This window comes from Achromobacter colocynthidis (assembly GCF_057334535.1).
The window spans coordinates 439,125-463,779 of record NZ_JBHFIZ010000038.1 but is presented as its reverse complement, the minus strand read 5'-3'; the positions used below and the strand labels follow the sequence as shown (position 1 = coordinate 463,779).

The following is a 24,655-nucleotide window of genomic DNA, read 5'->3' as shown; positions in this document are numbered from 1 at the left end:
CACTATGTCACGTTCGATCAAGAAAGGCCCGTTTGTCGATGCTCACCTGATCAAAAAGGTGGACACGGCCGTCGCGGGCAAAGACAAGAAGCCGATCAAGACCTGGTCGCGTCGTTCCACGATCCTGCCCGAGTTCATCGGCCTGACGATCGCGGTTCACAACGGCAAGCAACATGTTCCCGTGTACATCAACGAGAACATGGTCGGTCACAAGCTGGGCGAGTTCGCGCTGACCCGTACGTTCAAGGGCCACGCTGCGGACAAGAAGGCGAAGAGGTAAGCGATGGAAACTACTGCCATTATCCGTGGGGTGCACATCTCGGCACAGAAGACCCGTCTGGTTGCGGACTTGATCCGTGGTCAGAAGGTCGGTCGTGCCCTGGAAATCCTCACCTTCTCGCCGAAGAAGGCTGCCGTCATCCTGAAGAAGGCTGTCGAGTCCGCCATCGCCAACGCCGAGCACAACGACGGCGCCGATATCGACGAACTGAAAGTCACCACGATTTTTGTGGACAAGGCTCAGTCGATGAAGCGCTTCTCCGCTCGCGCCAAGGGCCGCGGCAACCGTATCGAGAAGCAGACCTGCCATATCACGGTCAAGGTCGGAGCTTAAGGAGTCACGATGGGTCAGAAAATTCACCCCACTGGGTTCCGTCTCGCGGTCACCCGTAATTGGTCCTCGCGTTGGTTCGCCGACGACAAGGCCTTCGGCACGATGCTTGCCGAAGACATTCGCGTTCGCGAGTACCTGAAAAAGAAGCTCAAGAGCGCCTCCGTTGGTCGCGTGATCATCGAGCGTCCGGCCAAGAATGCCCGCATCACCGTCTACTCGGCTCGTCCGGGCGTGGTGATCGGCAAGCGCGGCGAGGACATCGAAAACCTGAAGGCTGATCTGCAGCGTCTGATGGGCGTGCCTGTGCACGTCAACATCGAGGAAATCCGCAAGCCGGAAACCGATGCTCAACTGATCGCCGACTCGATTTCGCAACAGCTCGAGAAGCGCATCATGTTCCGTCGCGCAATGAAGCGCGCGATGCAAAACGCGATGCGTCTGGGTGCCCAAGGCATCAAGATCATGAGCTCGGGCCGTCTGAACGGTATCGAAATTGCTCGCACCGAGTGGTATCGCGAAGGCCGTGTGCCGCTGCACACCCTCAAGGCCAACATTGACTACGGCACCTCTGAAGCCCACACCACGTATGGCGTGATCGGCATCAAGGTCTGGGTCTACAAGGGCGACATGCTGGCTAACGGCGAATTGCCGCCGGAAACCGCTGCCCCGCGCGAAGAAGAACGTCGTCCGCGCCGCGCTCCGCGTGGTGATCGTCCGGACGGTGCTCGCACCGGTCGTCCGGGTGGTCGTGGTCGTGGTGGTCCCCGCAAGGCGGACGCTGCTCCGGCGCCTGAAGGAGAATAACCATGCTGCAACCCTCTCGCAGAAAGTATCGCAAAGAGCAGAAGGGCCGCAACACCGGTCTGGCGACTCGTGGTACCCACGTGTCGTTTGGCGAATTCGGTCTGAAGGCCACCGGCCGTGGCCGTCTGACCGCTCGCCAGATCGAAGCCGCTCGTCGTGCTATCAATCGTCACATCAAGCGTGGCGGCCGTATCTGGATTCGCATTTTCCCGGATAAGCCCATCTCGCAAAAGCCCGCCGAAGTCCGCATGGGTAACGGTAAGGGTAATCCTGAGTACTGGGTCGCTGAAATTCAGCCCGGCAAAGTGCTCTACGAAATGGAAGGTGTGAGCGAAGAGATCGCGCGTGAAGCTTTCCGCCTGGCCGCTGCCAAGCTGCCGATTTCGACCACGTTCGTCGCGCGTCATATCGGTGCTTAAGGAGTACTAACATGAAAGCTAGCGAACTCCGTTCGAAAGACGCCGCCGAGCTCGGCAAAGAGCTCGAAAGCCTGCTGAAGGCACAATTCGGTCTGCGTATGCAGAAGGCCACGCAGCAACTGGCCAACACCAGCCAGCTGCGCAACGTGCGTCGCGACATTGCGCGCGTTCGTACCTTGCTGACCGAGAAGGCAGGGAAATAAACATGAGCGAAACTCAAAACACCCAAGTGGCCAAGCGCCAGCGTACGCTGGTTGGCAAGGTCGTCAGCAACAAGATGGACAAGACTGTCGTTGTGCTCGTTGAGCGCCGCGTCAAGCACCCCATCTTCGGCAAGATCATCATGCGTTCCGCGAAGTACAAGGCGCACGATGAATCGAACCAATACAACGAAGGCGATACGGTTGAAATCGCTGAAGGCCGTCCCATCTCGCGCTCGAAGTCGTGGCGTGTGGTGCGTCTGGTTGAAGCCGCACGTATCATCTAAGTAAAGCAGTCATCGGAACGGTTCGCCGTTCTGATATAAAACGGCAAGGGCTAAACCCCTTGCCGTTTTTTTTCGTCCTTGAGATCTATGCCGATGCGGGTCAGGAACATCATGCGCAGTACCGTACGGGCCAATGTGCTTGTCGCCGCCTTGTGCTTGGCTGGTACCGCCGCCGCGCAAGCGGTGGATGCGGGCGCAGGTAACGGCCCGGCGGCGCCACCCGATGACGCCCGTGCCGGTAAGAACGTCTTGAACGCCGGCCCCGAGCCTCGCGTGAAGCTGCCTCCCGGGTCCCGTGACCACGCCGCCATCTTCGGATCGGATGACGAGGACGAGCAAGCGCTGGCGTCGCAGGAACAGACCCTGGAGAATCAGCGCAATCAACTGCTATTGCTGGAGCGCCTGTTCACCCAGAAGCCGGCCAGCGCCGCTGGGGCTGCGCCCGCCATGATGCCGTTGAATACGGGTTCGACGATGCGGCCCTTGCAGCCTACGCCGGCTGGCTCGCAGCTTGACCGAGGCAAGATCGACGAGATGCAGCGGCGAGTCGACAGCCTGCGGCGCGAGGCGGACACGCTGCGCCAGAGCGGAAAGTGACCGTCGCCGCGGTTGCTGCCTGGTCCTTGCCGGCTTTGAAACGCAGCGTAGCCACTATTGGCGCCTGCGTTGTTACAACCCCCCATGGCTCCTGATATAAATTCAGCCAGCGCACCCATTGCGCTGACAATTCTGACCACAGGAGTGGCAACATGATCAGGTCCGCGGGCAAGCTTGGCATAGCAGGTTTCATGGTGTTGGCGGGCGCGGGTTTCTCAACATTCGCAAGCGCACAGAACATCGTTTTCAAGGATGTGGAGATCTCTCGGCCCATCCACGACAGCGTGCTGGTCGTTGGGAGCGATAGCCGGGCGCGCGCCGGCATGGAAGTCAGGGAGTTGCAGAGGGCGATGGATCAGGTACGGGATCAAACGCGTACGTTGGACGATCTGAAGAACGAGAACCGCGCGCTGCAACGCAAGGTGGACGATCAGGACAAAAAGATTGCCTCACTGGAGCGCAAGCAAAGCGATAGCAACCGAAGTAGCAGTAGCAGCAACAACAGCGCGAACGAGCGGCAGTTCAGCGCGATGCAGCGCCAGATTGACCAGCTTAGCCGCGACCTGGATCGCGTACGCAGCAAGGTGAAATAAGGCGACAAGCCTAGCGCGCGGCATGGGCGCATGCCGGCGCGCGGAGGCACTTGAGGGCGTTAGCGCCGCCGCGCGAACTCCCTCAATCGCCCCGCGATTCCCGTCGGAAAGTAATACACCGACACCACGAATAGAATCCCCAGCCATAGCAGCCAGCGGTCAGGTTCGAACAGCAACGCCAATGGCGCAACGCCCGTCACCGCGTCGTGGATGACTTGCAAGCCGTCTTGCAGATAGCTTTGCGCGAATACGAACAGGCTGGCGCCCACCACCGCGCCATACATCGTGCCCATGCCGCCAATCACGAGCATCAGCAGGATATTCAGCATGATTTCGAACGACAGCGTGGTGTCCGGGCCGTTGTAGCGCAGCCAAAGCGCGTACAGCGCGCCGGCCAGCGTGGCGAACGCGGCGGCAAGCAGGTTCGACAGGCTGCGGTACAGCACGGTGCGGTAGCCGATGGCCTCGGCGCGGAAGGGGTTTTCGCGAATGGCCTGGAGCACGCGGCCGAACGGCGAATTGACGATGCGCAGCAGCATCAGGAACAACACCACGCAGACCGCGGCAATCAGGTAATAGGTGATGATGCGGCCGTCGATGGTGACGCCAAACACCGGTTCGGAAAAGGGCCGGAACGCCGGCCGCAGCAGTTGCGGCACCTTGAAGTTCAGGCCGTCTTCGCCGCCTGTCAGGTCCGACAATTGCGACACCAATGTCTGGAACGCGGCTGCGACCGCCAGCGTGATCATCGCGTAGAAAATGGCGCGCACCCGCAGGCTGGCCAGGCCGATCAGCAATGCAAACGCCAGCGATACCGCGAGGCCCGCGCCCACCCCTGCGAACACCGCCGTCCACCCCGGTTCCATCCGGATGCTGGCGATTGCCACGCCATAGGCGCCAATGCCGAAGAACATGGTGTGCGCAAAACTCACGATGCCGGTGTAGCCCAGCAGCAGGTCATAGCTGGCGACCAGAATCACGAACACCAGGATCTTGGCCGCCACCGCCAGCGATTTGGGACCGGGAAAGAGAAAGGGCGCGGTAGCAAGCAGGGCGACGATTGCAATCAGCGCAAGCGCCAGCAGCGGGCTGCGAGGCGGGTCGCCGGAGAGCAGGCGAAATGACATGTCTGGGCTCCTAGCGGTTCGTGACCGGATACACGCCTTGCGGCCGCCACAACAAAATGGCGACCATCAACGCGATGTTCGAGAACAGGGCCGCCTTGGGAAGCAGGAAGCCGGTGTAGTTGGCCATCAAGCCGACCAGCAACGCACCGATCAGGCAGCCGACCGTCGAACCCAGGCCGCCGATCATGATGACGATGAAGATCAGCACGTTCACCTGCGCACCCAGTTGCGGCACGATCGACTGCTGGTACATGCCCCACAGCACGCCGCCCAGGCCCGCCAGCATCGACCCCGCGACGAAAACGCCCACGAACAGATGGCGGATGCGGTAGCCCAGGCTTTCGACCATTTCGCGGTCTTCGACGCCCGCGCGGATCAACAGCCCCAACTTGGTACGGTTCAGCAGCCACAGCATGCCACCCAACACCAGCACGCCGACGGCCAAGGCAACGATACGGAATTTCTCGATGGCCGCATCGCCCAGCAGGAATGCGCCACGCAGCGCCTCGGGTAGCGGCAGTGACAGGGTTTGCGGCCCCCAGATCATCTTGATGATCTCTTCGCCGATGATCATGCCGCCCATCGTGATCAGGATCTGCTTTAAATGCTGCCCATACACGGGACGCACGATCACCCGTTCAAAGGCCAGGCCGACGGCGCCCGCCACCAGCATGCCCACGATCATGGCCGGCAGTACGGCGGCCAGGTTCATCCACAGGCTGCCTGTCTGGGTCCAGTCGGACATCGCGCCCAGCACGGTCGCCGCCATGTAGGCGCCAATGGCGATGAACAGGCCGTGGCCGAAGTTCAGGACGTCCATCAGCCCGAACACCAGCGTCATGCCTGACGCAACGATGAAGATGATCATGCCCATTGCCAGGCCCGCCAGCGTCAGCGTGATCCAGGTTGAGAACGAACCCACCAAGGGCAGCGCCAGCGCGGCCAGCGCCAGCACCAGCAGAACGGGGCGCAGATCCGCACGTACGCGCGGCAAGGGTGTATCGATATCCAGCGTGCTCATTGATGGCTTCCCAGCGACAGGCCCAGCAGCCGCGTCTGTAGTGCGTCGTCTTGCGCCAGCGCCTGCATGTCGCCCGCATGGACGACGCGGCCGTTATCCATGACGGCCACATGGTCGCCGCCCAGCCGCGCGAAGTTGAAGTTCTGTTCGACCAGCAAAATGGTGGTGGATGCCTGCTTGAGTTCGATGAAGGCGTCGATCATGTTCTGGATGATGGCGGGCGCGAGGCCCTTGCTGGGCTCGTCGATCAGCAGCAGCCGGCGCGGTTCGATGATGGCGCGCGCCACTGCCAGCATTTGCTTTTGTCCGCCTGACAGCTTGCCCGCAGGGTGCAGCCAGAATTTACGTAGCGCGGGGAAGAACCCAAATATCCATTCCAGTCGGGCCGTGTCGAGCTGATCCGCGTTCTTGGCCTGGCGCGCGGCCAGCAGAATGTTCTCTTTCACGGACAGGTCCGCGAAGATCCCCATGTTCTCGGGCACGTACGCCATGCCCATGCGCGCCATGTCGGGCGGTGACTTGCGCGTTGCCGGCCCGCCGATGGGCGTGCCGTCGAACGTCACCTGGCCTTGCGACGCGCGCCACAGTCCCATGATGGTGCGCAGCGTGGTGGTCTTGCCGGCGCCATTGCGGCCCAGCAGCATGGTGACGGCCGCGGCCGGTACCGACAGGTCCACGCCATGCAGGATGTGATAGGCGCCGATGTGCGTGTGCACGCCCTTGAGTTCAAGCAGCAGGGGCGCGCTCATGCCGGCTTCTCCGTGGGGGCGACGCCCAGGTACGCCTGTTGCACGATGGGCGACGCGATGACGGCGGCGGGTTCGCCATCAGCCATCAGTTGGCCGTTATGCAGCACGACGATGCGGTCGGCAAGTTCACGCACGACGTCCATCTTGTGTTCAACCAGCAGAATCGTTTTTGTCGGATCGTTCTTGAGCTCTCGGATCAGCTCCAGCACCACGGGCACGTCGTCCACGCTCATGCCCGCCGTGGGCTCGTCAAACATGAATACCCGCGGTTCCAGCGCGATCAGCATGGCGATTTCCAGTTTGCGCTGGTCGCCGTGCGGCAGGTCGGCGGCGGCCTGGTCGCGGCGTGCCGACAAGCGGGTGCGTTCAAGCAGCGCATCCGCGCGCGCCAGCAGATTTCGGTCGTCATCCCACGTGCGCCAGAAGCGGATCTGGCGCCAGCTCAAGCCTTGCTGCCGGGATTGCAGCGCCAGCCGTACGTTCTCGTGCACCGACAGACGCGGGAACAATTGCGTCAACTGAAACGCGCGGCCCAGTCCCGCATGCATGCGGGCGGGGGCCGATAGTGATGTCAGGTCGCGCCCATTCAAGCGCACCGAACCCGCGCTTGCGCGCAACTGGCCGGAGATCAGGTTGAAGTACGTGGTCTTGCCTGCGCCGTTCGGGCCGACAATGGCTGTCAGCGTGCCCGGCGCGTAGCGGCAACTGACGTCGTTGACGGCCACGTGCCCGCCGAACCGGATGGTGAGCGATTGGGTTTCCAGCATGTCGGCAACCGGCCTTCAGCGCTTGTTCTGGATGGGCACGTTCATCTGGTCGGGCGTGATCTCCTTGACCAGGTCCTGCACGGCCCACGGCACCGACGGATCGTTCTTGATGCGGAAGTGGTACATCGACTGCATGGCCTGGTGGTCTTCGGGGCGGAAGGTCATCTTGCCCTTGGGGGTATCAAAGCTCATGCCTTCCATGGCCTTGATCAGCGTGTCCGTGTCCGAATTGCCCGCGGTCTTGTTCAGCGCCGCCGCGATCGCGATACCGGCCGACATGCCGCCCGCTGTGAAGAAGTCAGGCGGTTGGCCGTAGCGCTTTTGGTGTTCGGCCACGAGCCAATCGTTGATGGGATTTTTCGGGATGCCGTAGTAGTAGTACGTGGCGCCTTCCATGCCGGCCAGGGACTTAAGCGGCGTCATTGCGGCCAGCGTGTTGCCGCCGGTAGCGATTTCGATGCCGAAGCGCTTGGGGTCCAGGTCGGCGATCTTGAACGGGTTGCCGGCGCCCGCCCACAGGATGAAGATGATCTTGCGCCCGGGCTTGTCCTTCAACGCATCGAACAGGCGTTGTGCACCCGCGGTGAAGTCGGTGGCGTTGGCGGGCAGGTATTCCTCGTGAACGATCTTGGCGTTCTTCAAGGCGCCCTTGAAGGCTTTCACGCCATCCCGGCCAAAGGCGTAGTCTTGCGCCAGCATGGCGATCGAGGTGCCGGCCTGGTCGAATGCCACGGCGTTGGCGATGGCGTCTTGCGACGAATTGCGGCCGGTGCGGAAGATGTACTTGTTCCACTTGGCTCCGGTGATGGAGTCGGCCACGGCGGGTTCCACCAGCAAGATCTTTTCGTACTCTTCAGCAATGGGCAGCATGGCCAACGCCACGCCGGACGAGGTCGGGCCTACGGCAATGTCAGCGTTGTCGTCGGCATAGGCGGACGCCAACTGCGCGCGGGCGACATCCGGCTTTCCCTGGTTGTCTTTTTCGATGACACGGATCTTGCGGCCAGCCACGGTCATCGTGCCTTGCGTGGCGTATTCCAAGCCCAGCATCAGGCCCGCTTGTGTCTGCTTGGCATAGGCTTCCAGCGGCCCGGTCTTGTCGTACACATGGGCTACGACAAAGTCCTTCGCGGCCACCGCTGAGTTCATGCAAAGGGCCGCCAGGGTGGCCAGCAAAATGCGATTCATGGGAAGTCTCCTGTTATTGGGGGGCGCGCGCGCCCTCCATGGGGTCCGGCGTGGCAAGGAATTGGCGGATGGCGTCGATCTGCGGCGCCACGTTCAATGCGGGGGCATGGCCGCAGTCGGGGAAGTCGATGCGCGTGGCGCGTGGGCCGCGCTGCGTCATGGCATGAGCGACTTCGGGCAGCAGCAGGTCGGAGTCTGCACCGCGCAAGAGCAGCAAGGGCATGCGCAGCGTGTCGTAGCCGCTCCAGCGGTTGTAGTCATCGGGATGGTGCTTGAATTGGCCCACGATGGCGGGGTCGTAATGCGCCGTGACGCGGCCATCGGGCAGGCGCCGGACCGAAGTCTCGGCCATGCGCCGCCATTGCGCGTCGCTCTGCCAGCCGTAAGGTTTGTAGGCCACACGCAGCCACGCTTCCAGTTCGGTGACGGTATCGAAGGCGGGCGGGTTGCCCGCGTAGGCAAGGATGCGGTCGACAGCGGGTTGGGGCAGTTCGGGTCCGATGTCGTTGACGACCATGTGCGAGATACGGTCGCGCAAGGTGGTGGCGGCGGCGTGCATGCCGGTTGCACCACCCATTGACGTGCCCACCCAACGCATGCGCGCAAGCGACAGGCCATCGGCCAGCGCTAGCGCCAGGCGCGCGTAGAAATCCAGCCGGTATTCGGACACCGGATCGGGGCTCCATTGCGATAGACCGCGGCCGATCGTATCCGGGCAGATGATGCGGTAGTCGTTCGCCAGCGCTTGTGCCAGGTCGTCGAAATCACGGCCGGTGCGGGCCAGGCCGTGCCACATGACGATGGGGGGCGCATCCGGCGTGCCCCATTCCATGTAGTGCAGCTCGCGGCCCTCGCAGCGCAGATAGCGCGAAGCCGGCGTGTGGCGGTCGGCCATTGCGGGCGCGTTTGCCATGAGTCTCCTCCCGGGTTGTCCAGGTTGTGTGCTTATCGGGCTGACTATAGACTTGCGCCAGACGCATCCACAATGCGCCGCGCACCCCAAAGCAGGGTGAGTCAAGAGCTTGTAGACGCAAGATCAAATTGCGCTTGCCGCCGCGTTCAGGAGACCGAGACATGCCCGATACGGAATTCGCCATTTCGGCCGCTGCCGGCGCCGACGGGCGTGAGCAATGGCGCGCGGCCCTGGCGGACGCATTCGGCCCGTTCGAGGTACATCGCGGCAAGCCGGATCATTTCGCCGGGCATGTGCGCTACGCCCGCCGCGCCAGCCTGCAATTCAATGACCTGCACTATCAGGGACAGAAGCTGGAGCGCACGGCCGGCAACGTGTCGCGTCTGGACCAGGAGTTCTACACGTTCGGCCTGCCGCTGTCCGGCCCGCTTGCCGTACGCCAGCAAGGCCGTGAATTTCAGGTCGAGCCAGGCTGCGTGTACCTGATGAACCAGAGCTTGCCGTATCAGGCAACGGCGCTGGGCTCATCGGGCTATCGCAGCCTGAGCGTGTCGTTCCCGCGCAGTGCCTTGTCGCAGCGGGATTCGCGCATCGGCGCGTTTCACAAGCTGCGCATCGACGACGGCTCACCGCGCGGCGCGATGCTGGCCAGCTACATGGACCATCTGTTCAAAGGCATGGGCGGTTGGTCGGACACCGAGGTGACCGAGCTTGGCGAACGCTTGATCGATTTGATCGTGCTGTTCCTGGTGCAGCCGGGGCAGGGGCATGCATCTGAATCCGATAGCAGCGTTACGCTCGCGCACCGTCAGCGCGTGCTGGCGTATATCCGGCAGCACCTGGCGGACCCCGCGCTGTCGCCGCAGCAGGTGGCGCAGGGCTGCGGCGTGTCGGTGGCCTATCTGCACCGCATTCTGCGGGCAGGGGGCCTGTCGGTGGAGTCCTTCATCTTTGATCAGCGCCTGGACCGGTGCCGCGAGCTGTTGCTGGATTCGCGGCACCGCCATCGTGGCATCGGAGAACTGGCGTACCAGGTGGGCTTCACCCACCCGTCGCATTTCAGCCGCCTGTTCAAGAACCGCTTCGGCATGACGCCGCGCGATCTTCGAGCGCTTAAAACGGTGAAGGCTCGTTCGAAAGATTGACGATGCTGTTGCTGGTCAGGTCCAGCCGGATGTGTTCCGACGGGGCGCCCGCAGCCAGCTTCAACATGATCGCCATCAGCGGCTTGAAGCGCGCCTTGAACAGGTCGGCCAGCGTGTTGGCGTTGCTGACGCTGTTGCCGTTCATCTGAACCGAAGCGTTGCTATTGGCAAGGGCCTGGGCCAACAGCTTGTACTGGTTGGCGCGTTGCGCCGGGATGTCGGCAAACGCCAGGTCGCCCGCGTTGGCGATGCGCACGAAGTCACCCGCCATGTCCAGTGCCTTCCACTGCGCAAAGTCAGACAACTGCATGCCGTTGGCTTGCGCCAGGGCTTGAGCGCGTGCTTGGGCATCCGCCACGTTGCCGGCATAGGCGGCGTTGCTGGCGCCGCTGCCACCGCCCTCCGCAAGGCAAGCGAAGAAGGCGGGAGTCAGATTGTTCTGATTGCCGGTGCTCGCCAGTTCCTTGAGCGTGACGGTGGTTTGCAGTTGCGACAGCGTCAGCAGGTCGGCACCGGTGAGCGGGCTCTTGACCAGTTCACGCATTTCGCAGCGCCAGTCGTCGTTGAGCAGGCGCAGGCGCACCAATTCGCTCATGTAGCGATAGGTGAAGTCGCCGTAGTCCTTGGCGTCCAGGATCGACACGTCCCAGCGCGCCGGCGTCGTGTAGGCGTTCTCGGCGCGGTACAGGTCGAACAACTCGTCAAAGCGCGGCACCTTGTCCAGGCGGATGGTTTGCACTTCGATCTCGTCCGCGCTGTGTAGCGTCATCAGTTTGTAGGCCGGCACGTAGGCCGCCATCGACGGCGCCTGGATGTTGAACAGCGCCGTATCGGCCCCGTAGTTGCGCGCCGCCATGTCGTTGAAGTGCATGTGGCCGCCCACGTGCACTTTCAAACCGGTTTCGGCCAGCGCCCGCGTGGTGTTCTCGGCCGGGCGGCGGATCATCTGCATCTTGTTGGCGCCCAACAGCGCCTCGATGTCGTCCGACGCGCCGTTGAAGAACTCCGACATCGGGAAGTGGCTGAACGCGATGACCTGTTTGCCCTGCGCCTTGCCGCGCGCGACCACGTCCGTCAGCCATTTGATGACGTGGGCCTTGTGCGTGAGCATCTTGTTGTAGCCTTGGTCGCCAGAGCCGGTGAAGTCATTCGCACCGATGCCGGTGGGCACATAGACGTTGGCGTCGATGCCAACCAACCAGACGCCCTTGACCGGTTCCACCACGTAGGACGTGTCCGGAACCATCTTGCATAGCGTGTAGTTCTGCGGCTTGTTCGGGCCGCCCGTGCCTTCCGCGCAGATCTCGTACTGGCGGTTGATCCAGTTGGCTTGATCGCGTGCGGTGGTGTAGTCGTAGTCTTCGTACTTGTAGGTGCTGTACGGTGTTTCGTAATAGACGTTTTGCGGCTGCGGCATGAAGCCGTGCTGCTTCAACGCGTCGGTGATGCCGGCGTATCCCATGTGCAGGACTTCTTCCGTGCAGTAGGTGCTGCCGATCAGCGCCCAGTCGCCGCTGTAGGGCGTGCTGCAAGCGGCATTGCCACCACGGCTGTAGATCGGTTGCGAGAAGCCGATGGCGCCGGTTACCGGGTCCAGGCCCAGGTAGTCGCTTTTTCCGGCGGCCTGGTTAAAGGGGCGGTTGGGATCATGGTTGCCCGGGGCCGCGAAGAACTGAATGCCGTGCTTCTTCGAATAGTCGTCCATGATCTTGACCAGGCCGCGCATGTGCACGGGCTGGCCATCATCCGAAAAGTCACCTGGCAGCGCGATGTACTTCACGCCACGCGATACGGCGTTATCCAGCGCGGCCAGGAAAGCGAAGTAGTTTTCGTTGAACAGGCGGGTCGACGTCAGTTGCGCGTACATCGTGCGGATGGTGGCGTTGTCGCCATGCTTCGGGTTCGGGATGCCGGGGAACGAGCCATCCTTGAAGTCGGCGTAGACGTCGTGGAAGTGGATGTCGGGCATGAACGCGACTTGCACGGGGGCGGGCGGCGCGACCGGCGTCTCCGTGACAGGCGGGGGCGTCTCGGTGACCGGGGAGCTGCTGTCGTCATCGTCGCCGCCACAAGCGGCGAGCAGGGCCACGAGCGTGGCGGCGCCGGCAGTGCGGGCGAAGCGGGAGAGGGCATTCATTGCGCGTACATTTCCTGGAAAGAGGGGCAGACAGTTCCTTGTTCAAGGTCAGGTGCCTGTCAGCGAAGCGCAATATTCCCGGACACCCATGACAGCATCATGAAACGCATGGGGAGTGCTTGTCGCTTGGGGCTTGGGGGGTTGGTGCTGGGTGCTGGGCGAAAAAAAAGCCCCTTGCGGGGCTTTTGGCTGACGGTCGAAACCGATCAGATGTGCGTGATGAATTTCGTGACGAGATAACCGTCGAACGTTTCCAGGCCGCCTTCACTGCCGATGCCGCTGTCCTTGATGCCGCCGAACGGCGTCTCGGCCAGCGCGCTGCCGAAGTGATTGATGTTGACCATGCCGGCTTCGAGGCCATTGGAGACCTTGGTGGCCGTCTTCAGCGAGTTCGTGAACACGTAGGACGACAGGCCAAACGGCAGGCTGTTGGCGCGGCGCAGGACTTCGTCGGTGTCCTTGAAGCGGACCACCGGCGCCACGGGGCCGAAGGGCTCTTCGGTCATCAGCATCGAGTCGTCCGGCAGTTCCGTCACGACCGTGGGGGCGAAGAAGAAGCCCTTGCGGTCCAGCGGGCCGCCGCCGACCACGACCTTGCCGCCATGCTTCTTGGCGTCGTCGATGAAGGCGCTCATGGCGGGCACGCGGCGTTCGTGCGCCAGCGGGCCCATGTCGGTACCGGCTTCCAGGCCGTCGCCAACCTTGATGTTCTTCAGCACGTCGGAGAAGCGCGCCAGGAACTGTTCGTAGGCGCCTTCCTGCACGTAGAAGCGGGTGGGCGACACGCAGACCTGACCGGCGTTGCGGACCTTGAACTTGGCCAGCATTTCAGCGGCGCGGTCGATGTCGGCATCGTCGAACACCAGCACGGGCGAATGGCCGCCCAGTTCCATGGTGACACGCTTCATGTGCGCGCCGGCCAGCGCGGCCAGCTGCTTGCCCACCGGCACGGAGCCGGTGAACGACACCTTGCGCACGATCGGCGAACGGATCAGGTAATCGGAAATCTTGGCGGGCTCGCCCCAGACGATGTTCAGGCAGCCCTTGGGCAGGCCTGCGTCGTGGAACATGCGGGCAATCGCCATGACGGCGCTGGGCGAATCTTCCGGGCCCTTCAGCACCACCGTGCAACCGGCGCCGAGCGCGGCGGCGATCTTGCGGATGGCCTGGTTGTACGGGAAGTTCCAGGGCGTGAACGCGGCGCACACGCCGATGGGTTCACGCACGACGAACTGGCGCACGTCCGGGTTGCGGGGCGGGACCACGCGGCCATAGATGCGGCGGCATTCTTCGGCGTGCCAGTCAGCGTGTTCGGCGCAGGAGGTAACTTCGCCCACGGCTTCGGCCAGCGGCTTGCCCTGGTCCAAGGTCATGTTGCGGCCGATTTCCTTGGCGCGCTCGCGCGACAGCGTTGCAACCTTGCGCAAGATGGCGGAGCGATCCATCGGAGAAGACTTCTTCCACGATTCGAACGCGCGCTGCGCGGCGGCTAGCGCACGGTCCAGATCCGCTTCCGTGGCGTGAGGCAACTGGCCAAGCACTTCCAGCGTGGCCGGGTTGATGACGTCCTGGGTGCGCCTACCCTCGCCGGAGATGAATTCGCCGTCGATATACAGCGCCAACTGTTCATACATGCCTGTCGTTCCTTGCGAAATGGGAGTGGAGTGCGATCGCGTATCGCCCACGCCAGTCTAAACCAGCTTGCGTGTGGCGGGGAGGTCCAATCCGCATTGCAAGATTGGAGCCAATCCACAGGCCGAGCCTTGCAAGGCCATGCGGGCTTGGACACAATGGGACCCTCTTATGCAGCCTGATCCCATTCCTATCGTGCAACCCGTTGATGCGCTTCCCGGCAGCAAACCCAGTCTGTATTCCCGGCTGCTGTTTCGCTTTATTGATTGGTTGCGCCACCGGATAGCACGGGCATCGCTGGTGGGCGACAAGCCGATCTTCCAGAACAGCCAGTTCCCGTGGATCCCCGAGCTTGAAGCTCGCACCCCTGCTATCCGTGCTGAACTTACGGAATTGTTGGCCGAACGCCAGCATCTGCCGGCGTTTCACGAGATCTCCCCGGATGTCGGCATGATCACGTCCGACGACCAATGGAAGACGTTCGTATTCATGGGCTACGGGCTGCGTTCCGAGCGCAACCTGGCGCGCTGTCCCGAGACTGCGCGCGCCCTGCAAGGCATACCCGGCATCCGAAGCGCGTTCTTTTCGATTCTGGAACCGGGCAAACGGATCCCGCTGCATACCGGCCCCTACAACGGCGTGCTGCGCCTGCACCTGGGCTTGGTTGTGCCGGAACCCGCCGAACGCTGCTGGATCGAGGTCGGGGGCGAGCGGTACCACTGGCAGGAAGGTCGGGCCGTGGTGTTTGACGACCTGTATCCCCATCAAGTCCACAACGACACGCCGGGCCTGCGGGCCGTGTTGTTTGTCGACTTTGAGCGCCCCTGCCGGGTTCCGGTAAAATGGTTGAATCGCCTGGTGCTCAGAGCGGCGCCGTTCACGGATGAAATCCGTCGCGGCAAGGCCAATCATGACGCCTGGGAGAAGGGCTACTACCGTCAGAAATAGGGGCGGATAGCTCGAATACCGTTCCCCTTATAGGGGAGCGTGGTCTTTTGTGCGTCATTCCAACAAAGTGCTTGCGCTCAAAATTTAACCACGCTAGAATGATCAGCTTTCCCAGATTGTCGATTGAGTTAAGGGATGTTTAGCACTAAAAGCTAGCTTCTGAACTCGTCGTGTTGGGGGAATACCCGCAGGATTTCAACCCAGGGTCGTTGCGTTGCCAACCCGTTGCAGAGGTAGAGCGAAAGCTCTAGGTCTACAACACAAAAGCAGGGCGGCAGACCTGACGGGACCAAAACTGGCAGGAATTGCAGAGTTCCTCGGGGGGAAAACCCCGGGAAAACAGTATTTCCAGTTAAGTTGGAACAGGAAAAATCATGATCCAAATGCAGACCACGCTGGACGTGGCCGATAACACTGGTGCGCGTCATGTCATGTGCATTAAGGTGCTCGGTGGCTCCAAGCGCCGTTATGCCGGTATCGGCGACATCATCAAGGTGAGCGTCAAAGATGCGGCTCCGCGCGGACGCGTCAAGAAAGGCGAAATTTACAATGCCGTGGTGGTTCGTACCGCCAAGGGCGTGCGCCGTAAAGACGGTTCGCTGATTAAGTTCGGTGGCAATGCCGCCGTATTGCTCAACGCCAAGCTGGAGCCCATCGGCACCCGCATCTTCGGACCCGTTACGCGCGAGTTGCGTACCGAGAAGTTCATGAAGATCGTGTCGTTGGCCCCGGAAGTGCTGTAAGGAGCCCTACGATGAACAACATTCGTAAAGGCGACGAAGTCATCGTCCTGACCGGCCGCGACAAGAAGCGTCGCGGTACCGTGCTGGCACGTGTTGATGCCGACCACGTCCTGGTCGAAGGCGTCAACGTTGCCAAGAAGCACGTGAAAGCCAACCCGATGGCTAACAACCCGGGCGGGATTGTCGAAAAGACCATGCCGATCCACATCTCGAATGTGGCGCTCTTCAACCCCGCAACCGGTCGTGGCGACCGCGTGGGCGTTCAAGAAGTCGAAGGTCGCAAGGTCCGCGTGTTCCGTTCCAATGGTGCCGTTGTCGGCGCCAAGGCGTAAGGGGCGATAGACATGTCTCGTTTGCAAGATTTCTACAAGAGCAAGGTCGCTGGCGACCTGCAGGCCAAGTTTGGCTACAAGAGCGTCATGGAAGTGCCGCGCATCACCAAGATCACCCTGAACATGGGTGTCTCGGAAGCCGTGTCCGATAAGAAGGTTATCGAACACGCGGTGTCGGACCTGACCAAGATCGCTGGCCAAAAGCCTGTCGTGACGAAGACCAAGAAGGCTATCGCCGGTTTCAAGATCCGCGAAAACTACCCGATTGGTTGCATGGTCACGTTGCGTGGTCAACGCATGTACGAATTCCTGGATCGCCTCGTTGCGGTCGCGCTGCCTCGCGTGCGCGACTTCCGTGGTATCTCGGGTCGTGCGTTCGACGGCCGTGGCAACTACAACATCGGGGTGAAAGAGCAAATCATTTTCCCCGAAATCGAGTACGACAAGATCGACGCGCTGCGTGGGCTGAACATCAGCATCACCACCTCCGCGAAGACCGACGAAGAAGCCAAGGCGCTGTTGACGGCCTTCAGCTTCCCGTTCCGTAACTAAGGGGCTGATGACGTGGCTAAACTTTCCCTCATCAATCGCGACATCAAGCGCGCCAAGCTGGCTGACAAGTTCGCTGCCAAGCGCGCTGAGTTGAAGGCGATCATCGACGACCAGTCGAAGACCGACGAAGAACGTTACCAAGCTCGGCTCAAGCTGCAACAGCTGCCGCGCAATGCCAATCCGACGCGCCAACGTAACCGTTGCGTGGTCACCGGTCGTCCGCGCGGTGTGTTCCGCAAGTTCGGCCTGACGCGTCACAAACTGCGTGAAATGGCGATGAAGGGCGAAATCCCCGGCATCACCAAGGCCAGCTGGTAGGAGATACATTATGAGCATGAGCGATCCCATCGCCGATATGCTGACCCGCATTCGCAATGCGCAGCAAGTGGACAAAGTTACGGTGAGCATGCCCTCCTCGAAGCTGAAGGCGGCTATTGCCGCTGTGCTGAAAGACGAAGGCTACATCGACAGCTTTGAAATCAAGGGCACCCAGGCCAAGCCTGAGCTCGAGATCACCCTGAAGTACTACGCTGGTCGTCCGGTTATCGAGCGCATTGAACGCGTTTCGCGCCCCGGTCTGCGTATCTACAAGGGCCGTACCAGCATTCCTCAGGTCATGAACGGCCTGGGCGTGGCTATCGTTTCGACCTCGCGCGGCGTCATGACCGACCGTAAGGCTCGCGCCAACGGCGTCGGCGGCGAAGTGCTGTGCTACGTGGCCTAAGGAGAAATTCGAATGTCACGTATCGCTAAGTATCCGGTCGAACTGCCCAAGGGTGTCGAAGCTGACATCAAGCAGGATCAGATCATCGTCAAGGGCCCGCTGGGCACCCTGACTCAAGCCCTGACTGGCGACGTTACGGTTGCGATGGACGAAGGCAAGCTCACGTTTGCCGCCGCCAACGAATCCCGTCACGCCAATGCCATGTCGGGTACCGTGCGCGCTCTGGTTGCCAATATGGTTACCGGCGTGAGCAAGGGCTTCGAGCGCAAGCTGACCCTGGTTGGCGTGGGTTACCGCGCCTCGATCCAAGGCGATGCCGTTAAGCTGCAGCTCGGTTTCTCGCACGACGTTTTGCATCAGTTGCCGGCCGGTATCAAGGCCGAATGCCCCACCCAGACGGAAATCGTCATCAAGGGCGCCAACAAGCAAGTCGTCGGTCAGATGGCCGCTGAAATCCGCTCGTACCGCGAACCCGAACCCTACAAGGGCAAGGGTGTGCGTTACTCGGACGAACGCGTCGTCATCAAAGAAACCAAGAAGAAATAACGGCGCACGCAAGGACGAATCATGGACAAAAAAGTTTCCCGTTTGCGTCGTGCGGTTCCGACCCGCCGGAAGATCAACGAGTTGCGCGTTCACCGCCTCTCGGTCTTCCGCTCGAACCAGCACATCTACGCCAACATCATTTCGCCGGAAGGCGATCGCGTTCTGGTCAGCGCCTCGACGGTGGAAGCCGAAGTGCGTGCGCAACTGGCTGGCCAAACCGGTCAAGGTGGCAACACTGCCGCTGCGACGCTGGTTGGCAAGCGCGTGGCCGAAAAGGCCAAGGCTGCCGGTATTGAACTGGTCGCTTTCGATCGCTCGGGCTTTCGTTACCATGGCCGCGTGAAAGCGCTGGCCGATGCCGCGCGTGAAGCCGGCCTGAAGTTCTAAGCGAGGATCTGTCAAATGGCTAAAGTACAAGGCAAGAACGCCGCGGAAAAAGAGAACGATGACGGCCTCCGCGAAAAGATGATCGCGGTCAACCGCGTGAGCAAAGTGGTCAAGGGTGGTCGCACCATGAGCTTTGCCGCGCTGACCGTGGTTGGCGATGGCGATGGTCGCGTCGGCATGGGTAAGGGCAAGGCGCGTGAAGTGCCGGTGTCCGTCCAGAAGGCAATGGAACAGGCCCGTCGCGGCATGTTCAAGGTTGCTCTGAAGAACGGCACGCTGCACCACACCGTGGTTGGCAAGCATGGCGCCGCTACCGTGCTGATCTCGCCGGCTGCTGAAGGTACTGGCGTTATCGCCGGCGGCCCGATGCGCGCTATTTTTGAAGTGATGGGTGTGCGTAACGTGGTTGCCAAGAGCCTGGGCTCGAGCAACCCCTACAACATGGTTCGCGCCACGTTGAATGGTCTGCGCGCTTCCCTGACCCCGGCCGATGTTGCTGCCAAGCGCGGCAAGTCGGTCGAAGAAATCCTGGGGTAAATCATGGCTCAGAAGCAGATCAAAGTGACCCTCGTGCGCTCCGTGATCGGTACCAAGCAATCGCACCGTGACACGGTTCGCGGTTTGGGCTTGGGCCGCATCAACAGCAGCCGCGTGTTGGTCGATACGCCCGAGGTGCGTGGGATGATCCGTAAGGTGGATTATCTCGTTTCCGTCTCGGAAGCCTAAGGAATCACCATGTCGGATATGCAACTTAATTCGCTGAAGCCCGCTGAGGGCAGCAAGCACGCCAAGCGCCGCGTCGGCCGTGGTATCGGTTCGGGTCTGGGTAAAACCGCCGGCCGTGGCCACAAAGGTCAGAAGTCGCGCTCGGGCGGTTTCCATAAGGTTGGCTTCGAAGGCGGTCAAATGCCGCTGCAGCGTCGTCTGCCCAAGCGTGGTTTCACCCCGCTCGGTCAGCACCTGTACGCCGAAGTCCGTCTGTCGGACCTGCAAGCCTTGCCCATCGACGAAGTCGACGTGCAAGTGCTCAAGGCGGCTGGCGTGATTGGTCAGGCGGTTCGTTACGCCAAGGTCATCAAGTCGGGTGAACTCTCGCGCAAGGTCGTGCTCAAGGGCATTACCGCGACGGCCGGCGCTCGCGCCGCCATCGAAGGCGCGGGCGGCTCGCTTGCTTGATCATGAGGTGACGAGTGGCTAACGCGCAGGCATTGGGCAAAACCGGAGCACGGTACGGTGATTTGAAGCGCCGTCTTGTGTTCCTGGTGCTCGCTCTGGTGGTTTACCGTTTGGGTACACACATCCCCGTACCGGGTATTAATCCGGATGCGCTGGCGGACTTGTTCCGTCAGAACCAGGGCGGGATCCTGGGCCTGTTCAACATGTTCTCGGGTGGGGCGCTCTCGCGTTTCTCGATTTTTGCCCTGGGGATCATGCCGTACATTTCGGCATCCATCATCATGCAGTTGATGTCGGTGGTGGTGCCGTCGCTGGAAGCGCTCAAGAAAGAGGGCGAATCCGGTCGTCGGAAGATTACCCAATACACCCGCTACGGCACAGTCGTGCTGGCGCTGGTGCAAGCAGTGGGCATTTCGGTAGCGTTGGAGTCCCAACAGGGACTGGTGATCGATCCGGGTATGCTGTTTCGCTTCACGACCATTGTGACTCTGGTCACTGGCACCATGTTCGTCATGTGGCTGGGTGAGCAGATCACTGAACGTGGTCTTGGCAACGGGATTTCCATCCTGATCTTCGCAGGTATCGTTGCGGGTCTGCCCGCGGCGCTGGCTGCACTGTTGGACCTGGTCCGCACCAACGCGATGTCCGTGCTTTCGGCACTGTTCATTGTGGCTCTGGTGGTGCTGGTTACCGCTTTTGTGGTGTTCGTGGAACGCGGACAGCGCAAGATCACGGTGAACTACGCCAAGCGTCAGGTCGGCAATAAGGTCTACGGTGGTCAAAGCTCGCATTTGCCGCTGAAGCTGAACATGGCAGGGGTGATTCCGCCGATTTTCGCATCGTCGATCATTCTGTTCCCGGCCACGATCACGAGCTGGTTCTCCAGCAGTGAGAACATGCGCTGGCTTAGTGACCTGGCTGCGGCCCTGTCACCTCGTCAACCGCTCTACATCACGCTGTACTCCGTCGCTATTATTTTCTTCTGCTTTTTCTACACGGCTCTGGTGTTCAACAGCCGCGAAACGGCGGACAACCTGAAGAAGAGTGGTGCGTTTGTTCCGGGTATTCGTCCGGGCGAGCAAACGGCGCGCTACATCGACAAGATCCTGATGCGTCTGACGCTCGCAGGTGCCTTGTACATCACTTTGGTGTGCCTGTTGCCTGAATTCTTGGTGATGCGCTGGAACGTTCCCTTCTACTTCGGTGGTACGTCTCTGTTGATTATTGTGGTGGTGACGATGGATTTCATGGCACAGGTTCAGGCCTACATGATGTCTCACCAGTACGACTCGTTGCTCAAGAAGGCCAACTTCAAGGGCGCGGGTTTGCCGATGCGGTAAGCAAAAGAATGTCCAAGGACGACGTCATTCAGATGCAAGGCGAGGTTCTTGAGAACCTCCCGAACGCGACATTTCGCGTCAAGCTCGAAAACGGCCACGTGGTGTTGGGCCATATTTCCGGCAAGATGCGTATGCATTACATCCGGATCCTGCCGGGTGACAAGGTCACAGTGGAGCTCACGCCCTATGATCTGACGCGAGCCAGGATAGTTTTCCGCTCCAAATGAGCGGAACCGGATTACGGAAAATTAGGAGTCAACCATGAAAGTAATGGCATCGGTTAAGCGGATCTGCCGCAACTGCAAAGTTATCAAACGTCACGGCGTGGTGCGTGTTATCTGCACCGACCCGCGTCACAAGCAGCGTCAAGGCTAACTCGGGTTAGCGACTACGCAACAGATTTATTCAAGGAATAGTCATGGCCCGTATTGCTGGCATTAACATCCCGCCGCAACAGCACGCCGAGATCGGACTGACCGCCATTTTTGGCATTGGTCGTACGCGCGCTCGCAAAATCTGCGAAGCGGCAAACGTACCCTTTGACAAAAAGGTCAAGGATCTGAACGACGCTGAATTGGAACGCGTCCGCGAACATGTTGGTTTGTTCACGGTTGAAGGCGACCTGCGTCGTGAAGTACAGCTCTCGATCAAGCGTTTGATCGACCTGGGAACCTACCGCGGTATGCGTCACAAGCGCGGTTTGCCCGTGCGCGGCCAGCGCACTCGCACCAACGCCCGGACCCGTAAGGGCCCGCGTCGTGCTGCTGCGTCCCTGAAGAAATAATCGAGGAACTGGATTATGGCGAAAGCTTCCACCAGCGGCGCTTCGCGCGTGCGCAAAAAGGTTAAGAAGAACGTCTCGGACGGCATCGCGCACGTTCACGCTTCGTTCAACAACACCATCATCACCATCACCGACCGTCAGGGCAACGCTTTGTCGTGGGCCACTTCGGGTGGTGCTGGTTTCAAGGGTTCGCGTAAGTCGACCCCGTTTGCCGCGCAAGTCGCCGCTGAAACGGCTGGCCGCGTCGCGCTGGAATACGGCATCAAGACGCTGGAAGTGCGCATCAAGGGCCCCGGTCCTGGCCGCGAATCGTCTGTCCGCGCTCTGAACGCGCTGGGCATCAAGATTTCGTCCATCGCCGACATCACGCCCGTTCCGCACAACGGCTGCCGTCCGCCGAAGCGTCGTCGTATCTAAAGGGAATCCACATGGCACGTTATATTGGACCCAAATGCAAGCTCTCGCGCCGCGAGGGTACTGACCTGTTCCTGAAGAGCGCCCGTCGCTCGCTGGATTCCAAGTGCAAGCTGGATTCCAAGCCTGGCCAACACGGCCGCACTTCGGGTGCCCGCACTTCCGACTACGGCCTGCAGCTGCGCGAAAAGCAAAAGCTGAAGCGCATGTACGGCGTGCTGGAAAAGCAATTCCGCAAGTACTTCGCTGAAGCAGAGCGTCGCCGTGGCAACACCGGCGAAACCCTGATCCAGCTGCTGGAATCGCGCCTGGACAACGTCGTCTACCGTATGGGCTTCGGCTCGACGCGCGCCGAAGCTCGCCAGCTGGTGAGCCACCGCGCCATCGAACTGAACGGCCACACGGCTGACATCGCTTCGATGCTGGTCAAGGCCGGTGACGTCATCTCGATCCGCGAAAAGGCCAAGAAGCAAGGCCGTATCAAGGAATCGCTCGATCTGGCCACCAGCATGGGCATCCCCCAATGGGTGGAAGTCGACACGACCAAGCTGACCGGTACGTTCAAGTCGGCTCCCGATCGCGCTGACGTCGCTCGCGACATCAACGAATCGATGGTCGTCGAACTGTACTCGCGTTAATCAGGTCGGCCGGCGCCTCCTTCGCAGGTGTGCCGGCTACTGGTCCCGCGCCCCGTTTGCACGTCTCGCAGCAGCCCGCTTTCCGCCTTTTGGTGGGGCGGGCTTTGCGGTAAGTATCGGCCGGCGTTTTTGCGCCGCCCGAGTTTCATGTTTCACCCTGTCCATCAGCCTTATCGGTGTAACGAGCCGAGGGTATTGAAAAGGAACACAGTAAATGTCCACTCAAGGTTTTCTGAAGCCGCGCTCCATTGAAGTCGAACCGGTCGGCACGCACCATGCCAAGATCGTGATGGAGCCGTTCGAGCGTGGCTACGGTCATACTCTGGGCAACGCCCTGCGCCGCATCCTGCTGTCTTCGATGACCGGCTACGCGCCGACCGAAGTGCAAATGACGGGCGTGGTGCACGAATATTCGACCATCCCGGGCGTTCGCGAAGATGTCGTCGACATCCTGCTGAACCTGAAGGGCGTGGTTTTCAAGCTGCACAATCGCGACGAAGTGACCCTGGTTCTGCGCAAGACTGGCGCGGGCACCGTGCTGGCCAGCGACATCGAACTGCCGCACGACGTCGAGATCATCAACCCCGGCCATGCCATCTGCAACCTGACGGACGCAGGCAAGCTGGAAATGCAGATCAAGGTTGAGAAGGGCCGTGGCTATGTGCCGGGCAACGTGCGCGCGCTGTCGGAAGACCGCACCCACACCATCGGCCGCATCGTTCTGGACGCTTCGTTCAGCCCGGTTCGCCGCGTCAGCTACGCGGTGGAAAGCGCCCGTGTTGAACAGCGCACCGACCTGGACAAGCTGGTTCTGGACATCGAAACCAACGGCGTGATCTCGCCCGAGGAAGCGGTGCGCCAGTCGGCTCGCATCCTGATGGACCAGATCTCGGTCTTCGCCGCGCTGGAAGGTGCTGGCGATTCGTACGAAGCGCCGGTCCGCGGCACGCCGCAGATCGACCCGGTCCTGCTGCGTCCGGTCGACGACCTGGAACTGACCGTGCGTTCGGCCAACTGCCTGAAGGCCGAAAACATCTACTACATCGGCGACCTGATCCAGCGTACCGAAAACGAGCTGCTCAAGACCCCGAACCTGGGTCGCAAGTCGCTCAACGAAATCAAGGAAGTTCTGGCTGCACGTGGCTTGACCTTGGGCATGAAGCTCGAGAACTGGCCGCCCCTGGGCCTGGAGCGTCCCTAAGTTTTAAACGGGTGGCGCCCTGGCAACGGGGCGTCTCCTGCAACGCCCGGCAACCCCGTCGGGCGGTTTGCGAATTCGTCGTAAAATGCACCGTTTTCTACCGGACCGCAGCCTGATTGCAGGTTGATAGAAGAGCCGGCAACCCGATGGCGAACGCCATCTTTAGATTCAAAGGAAACTTATCATGCGTCACGGTAATGGCTTGCGTAAGCTCAACCGCACCAGCAGTCACCGTCTTGCCATGTTCCGCAACATGGCCGTTTCGTTGATCACTCACGAAGCTATCAAGACCACGCTGCCGAAGGCGAAAGAATTGCGCCGCGTCATCGAACCCCTGATCACGCTGGGCAAAGAGCCCACGCTGGCGAACAAGCGTCTGGCATTTGCCCGTCTGCGCGATCGCGATGCGGTGGTGAAGCTGTTTGCCGAAATCGGCCCGCGTTACGCGGCCCGTAACGGTGGCTACACCCGCGTGCTGAAGATGGGCTTCCGTCAAGGCGACAACGCTCCCATGGCTTTCATGGAACTGGTTGACCGTCCGGAAGTTGATGAAGCCGCTGAGGACAGCGCCGAATAAATTCGGTTGCTAGATAAGCGACAAGGGCGGGTCTTCGGGCCCGCCCTTGTTTTATTTGCGCCGGGCATTTGCTTGCCCGGCGTTGGCGCATCCGACTCGCG

General features: G+C 61.1%; 36 protein-coding genes. 28 read left to right on the top strand and 8 right to left on the bottom strand.

Going from position 1 to position 24,655, the window contains the following annotated elements:
• Nucleotides 1-4: 4 nt before the first annotated feature.
• The 8 genes from rpsS (at nt 5) to ACE04A_RS26285 (ending at nt 3,513) form a co-directional block, all read left to right on the top strand.
• Nucleotides 5-280 (top strand): 30S ribosomal protein S19, encoded by a 276-nt coding sequence (gene rpsS, locus ACE04A_RS26320; protein WP_006216555.1) that lies wholly within the window; start codon nt 5-7, stop codon nt 278-280.
• Between the two features lie 3 nt (nt 281-283).
• Complete coding sequence (gene rplV, locus ACE04A_RS26315; RefSeq protein WP_006227021.1) at nt 284-613, top strand: 50S ribosomal protein L22; 330 nt, start codon at nt 284-286, stop codon at nt 611-613.
• 9 nt (nt 614-622) lie between these two features.
• Nucleotides 623-1,417: a 30S ribosomal protein S3 gene (rpsC, locus tag ACE04A_RS26310; RefSeq protein ID WP_100853732.1), complete on the top strand. Its 795-nt coding sequence runs from the start codon at nt 623-625 to the stop codon at nt 1,415-1,417.
• Between the two features lie 2 nt (nt 1,418-1,419).
• Nucleotides 1,420-1,836: a 50S ribosomal protein L16 gene (gene rplP / locus ACE04A_RS26305; protein ID WP_006216552.1), complete on the top strand. Its 417-nt coding sequence runs from the start codon at nt 1,420-1,422 to the stop codon at nt 1,834-1,836.
• Nucleotides 1,837-1,847: 11 nt separating this feature from the next.
• Entirely contained in the window at nt 1,848-2,039 is a 192-nt protein-coding gene (rpmC, locus tag ACE04A_RS26300; RefSeq protein WP_003806912.1) for a 50S ribosomal protein L29, read from the top strand.
• Nucleotides 2,040-2,041: 2 nt separating this feature from the next.
• Complete coding sequence (gene rpsQ / locus ACE04A_RS26295) at nt 2,042-2,323, top strand: 30S ribosomal protein S17 (RefSeq protein ID WP_006216549.1); 282 nt, start codon at nt 2,042-2,044, stop codon at nt 2,321-2,323.
• A 111-nt stretch (nt 2,324-2,434) separates the two neighbouring features.
• Entirely contained in the window at nt 2,435-2,920 is a 486-nt protein-coding gene (locus ACE04A_RS26290; RefSeq protein ID WP_259251225.1) for a hypothetical protein, read from the top strand.
• A 152-nt stretch (nt 2,921-3,072) separates the two neighbouring features.
• Nucleotides 3,073-3,513, top strand: coding sequence for a hypothetical protein (locus ACE04A_RS26285; protein ID WP_259251223.1), 441 nt, complete (start codon nt 3,073-3,075; stop codon nt 3,511-3,513).
• 59 nt (nt 3,514-3,572) lie between these two features.
• Here ACE04A_RS26285 and ACE04A_RS26280 read toward each other — a convergent pair whose 3' ends face one another.
• From ACE04A_RS26280 to ACE04A_RS26255, 6 genes are read right to left on the bottom strand one after another with little or no spacing between them, the layout of a single operon-like run.
• Nucleotides 3,573-4,640: a branched-chain amino acid ABC transporter permease gene (locus ACE04A_RS26280; protein ID WP_438858694.1), complete on the bottom strand. Its 1,068-nt coding sequence runs from the start codon at nt 4,638-4,640 to the stop codon at nt 3,573-3,575.
• 10 nt (nt 4,641-4,650) lie between these two features.
• The gene (locus ACE04A_RS26275) at nt 4,651-5,661 is read right to left on the bottom strand and encodes a branched-chain amino acid ABC transporter permease (protein ID WP_100853736.1); all 1,011 of its coding nucleotides are present in this window, start codon (nt 5,659-5,661) and stop codon (nt 4,651-4,653) included.
• On the bottom strand, nt 5,658-6,410 hold the full coding sequence (locus ACE04A_RS26270) for an ABC transporter ATP-binding protein (protein ID WP_485820681.1): 753 nt from the start codon (nt 6,408-6,410) through the stop codon (nt 5,658-5,660). The genes ACE04A_RS26275 and ACE04A_RS26270 overlap by 4 nt, the downstream gene beginning before the upstream one ends.
• The gene (locus ACE04A_RS26265; RefSeq protein WP_448718222.1) at nt 6,407-7,177 is read right to left on the bottom strand and encodes an ABC transporter ATP-binding protein; all 771 of its coding nucleotides are present in this window, start codon (nt 7,175-7,177) and stop codon (nt 6,407-6,409) included. The genes ACE04A_RS26270 and ACE04A_RS26265 overlap by 4 nt, the downstream gene beginning before the upstream one ends.
• Before the next feature lie 15 nt (nt 7,178-7,192).
• Nucleotides 7,193-8,365 (bottom strand): substrate-binding domain-containing protein, encoded by a 1,173-nt coding sequence (locus tag ACE04A_RS26260; RefSeq protein WP_279993447.1) that lies wholly within the window; start codon nt 8,363-8,365, stop codon nt 7,193-7,195.
• Between the two features lie 13 nt (nt 8,366-8,378).
• Nucleotides 8,379-9,260 (bottom strand): alpha/beta fold hydrolase, encoded by an 882-nt coding sequence (locus ACE04A_RS26255; protein WP_485820688.1) that lies wholly within the window; start codon nt 9,258-9,260, stop codon nt 8,379-8,381.
• 179 nt (nt 9,261-9,439) lie between these two features.
• Between ACE04A_RS26255 and ACE04A_RS26250 the strand changes: the two genes are divergently transcribed.
• Nucleotides 9,440-10,423: an AraC-like ligand-binding domain-containing protein gene (locus ACE04A_RS26250; RefSeq protein WP_279993446.1), complete on the top strand. Its 984-nt coding sequence runs from the start codon at nt 9,440-9,442 to the stop codon at nt 10,421-10,423.
• Here ACE04A_RS26250 and ACE04A_RS26245 read toward each other — a convergent pair.
• Together ACE04A_RS26245 and ACE04A_RS26240 are read right to left on the bottom strand one after the other, a co-directional pair.
• Nucleotides 10,392-12,560 (bottom strand): metallophosphoesterase, encoded by a 2,169-nt coding sequence (locus ACE04A_RS26245; RefSeq protein ID WP_259251216.1) that lies wholly within the window; start codon nt 12,558-12,560, stop codon nt 10,392-10,394. The two genes, ACE04A_RS26250 and ACE04A_RS26245, sit on opposite strands and share 32 nt — an antisense overlap.
• 206 nt (nt 12,561-12,766) lie before the next feature.
• On the bottom strand, nt 12,767-14,194 hold the full coding sequence (locus ACE04A_RS26240) for an NAD-dependent succinate-semialdehyde dehydrogenase (RefSeq protein ID WP_046807447.1): 1,428 nt from the start codon (nt 14,192-14,194) through the stop codon (nt 12,767-12,769).
• 169 nt (nt 14,195-14,363) lie between these two features.
• Between ACE04A_RS26240 and ACE04A_RS26235 the strand changes: the two genes are divergently transcribed.
• The 19 genes from ACE04A_RS26235 to rplQ all read left to right on the top strand — a co-directional run bounded on the left by ACE04A_RS26235 (nt 14,364) and on the right by rplQ (nt 24,554).
• On the top strand, nt 14,364-15,140 hold the full coding sequence (locus ACE04A_RS26235; protein ID WP_259251213.1) for an aspartyl/asparaginyl beta-hydroxylase domain-containing protein: 777 nt from the start codon (nt 14,364-14,366) through the stop codon (nt 15,138-15,140).
• A gap of 374 nt (nt 15,141-15,514) precedes the next feature.
• Nucleotides 15,515-15,883, top strand: coding sequence for a 50S ribosomal protein L14 (gene rplN, locus ACE04A_RS26230; RefSeq protein ID WP_046807446.1), 369 nt, complete (start codon nt 15,515-15,517; stop codon nt 15,881-15,883).
• Between the two features lie 11 nt (nt 15,884-15,894).
• Complete coding sequence (gene rplX / locus ACE04A_RS26225) at nt 15,895-16,215, top strand: 50S ribosomal protein L24 (protein ID WP_056571030.1); 321 nt, start codon at nt 15,895-15,897, stop codon at nt 16,213-16,215.
• A gap of 12 nt (nt 16,216-16,227) precedes the next feature.
• Nucleotides 16,228-16,767, top strand: coding sequence for a 50S ribosomal protein L5 (rplE, locus tag ACE04A_RS26220; RefSeq protein WP_006216529.1), 540 nt, complete (start codon nt 16,228-16,230; stop codon nt 16,765-16,767).
• A 12-nt stretch (nt 16,768-16,779) separates the two neighbouring features.
• Entirely contained in the window at nt 16,780-17,085 is a 306-nt protein-coding gene (gene rpsN / locus ACE04A_RS26215) for a 30S ribosomal protein S14 (RefSeq protein ID WP_006216527.1), read from the top strand.
• Between the two features lie 10 nt (nt 17,086-17,095).
• A complete protein-coding gene (rpsH, locus tag ACE04A_RS26210; protein ID WP_006216525.1) occupies nt 17,096-17,491 on the top strand; it encodes a 30S ribosomal protein S8 in 396 nt (131 codons plus the stop codon).
• Between the two features lie 12 nt (nt 17,492-17,503).
• Nucleotides 17,504-18,037 (top strand): 50S ribosomal protein L6, encoded by a 534-nt coding sequence (rplF, locus tag ACE04A_RS26205; protein WP_046807445.1) that lies wholly within the window; start codon nt 17,504-17,506, stop codon nt 18,035-18,037.
• A 21-nt stretch (nt 18,038-18,058) separates the two neighbouring features.
• Nucleotides 18,059-18,424: a 50S ribosomal protein L18 gene (gene rplR, locus ACE04A_RS26200; RefSeq protein WP_006227039.1), complete on the top strand. Its 366-nt coding sequence runs from the start codon at nt 18,059-18,061 to the stop codon at nt 18,422-18,424.
• Nucleotides 18,425-18,439: 15 nt separating this feature from the next.
• On the top strand, nt 18,440-18,961 hold the full coding sequence (gene rpsE, locus ACE04A_RS26195) for a 30S ribosomal protein S5 (protein ID WP_006216521.1): 522 nt from the start codon (nt 18,440-18,442) through the stop codon (nt 18,959-18,961).
• Nucleotides 18,962-18,964: 3 nt separating this feature from the next.
• Complete coding sequence (rpmD, locus tag ACE04A_RS26190; RefSeq protein ID WP_006216520.1) at nt 18,965-19,150, top strand: 50S ribosomal protein L30; 186 nt, start codon at nt 18,965-18,967, stop codon at nt 19,148-19,150.
• A gap of 9 nt (nt 19,151-19,159) precedes the next feature.
• A complete protein-coding gene (gene rplO, locus ACE04A_RS26185; protein WP_013397002.1) occupies nt 19,160-19,600 on the top strand; it encodes a 50S ribosomal protein L15 in 441 nt (146 codons plus the stop codon).
• Between the two features lie 14 nt (nt 19,601-19,614).
• A complete protein-coding gene (secY, locus tag ACE04A_RS26180; RefSeq protein ID WP_054420844.1) occupies nt 19,615-20,940 on the top strand; it encodes a preprotein translocase subunit SecY in 1,326 nt (441 codons plus the stop codon).
• Nucleotides 20,941-20,948: 8 nt separating this feature from the next.
• Nucleotides 20,949-21,167: a translation initiation factor IF-1 gene (infA, locus tag ACE04A_RS26175; protein WP_003806927.1), complete on the top strand. Its 219-nt coding sequence runs from the start codon at nt 20,949-20,951 to the stop codon at nt 21,165-21,167.
• A 34-nt stretch (nt 21,168-21,201) separates the two neighbouring features.
• The gene (gene rpmJ / locus ACE04A_RS26170) at nt 21,202-21,315 is read left to right on the top strand and encodes a 50S ribosomal protein L36 (RefSeq protein ID WP_003806928.1); all 114 of its coding nucleotides are present in this window, start codon (nt 21,202-21,204) and stop codon (nt 21,313-21,315) included.
• Nucleotides 21,316-21,358: 43 nt separating this feature from the next.
• A complete protein-coding gene (gene rpsM / locus ACE04A_RS26165; RefSeq protein ID WP_006216517.1) occupies nt 21,359-21,724 on the top strand; it encodes a 30S ribosomal protein S13 in 366 nt (121 codons plus the stop codon).
• 15 nt (nt 21,725-21,739) lie between these two features.
• On the top strand, nt 21,740-22,141 hold the full coding sequence (gene rpsK, locus ACE04A_RS26160; protein ID WP_006216516.1) for a 30S ribosomal protein S11: 402 nt from the start codon (nt 21,740-21,742) through the stop codon (nt 22,139-22,141).
• Between the two features lie 11 nt (nt 22,142-22,152).
• A complete protein-coding gene (rpsD, locus tag ACE04A_RS26155; RefSeq protein ID WP_448718225.1) occupies nt 22,153-22,776 on the top strand; it encodes a 30S ribosomal protein S4 in 624 nt (207 codons plus the stop codon).
• 214 nt (nt 22,777-22,990) lie between these two features.
• Complete coding sequence (locus ACE04A_RS26150; RefSeq protein ID WP_006216514.1) at nt 22,991-23,977, top strand: DNA-directed RNA polymerase subunit alpha; 987 nt, start codon at nt 22,991-22,993, stop codon at nt 23,975-23,977.
• Between the two features lie 184 nt (nt 23,978-24,161).
• Complete coding sequence (rplQ, locus tag ACE04A_RS26145; RefSeq protein WP_006389635.1) at nt 24,162-24,554, top strand: 50S ribosomal protein L17; 393 nt, start codon at nt 24,162-24,164, stop codon at nt 24,552-24,554.
• The last annotated feature ends 101 nt before the right edge of the window (nt 24,555-24,655 follow it).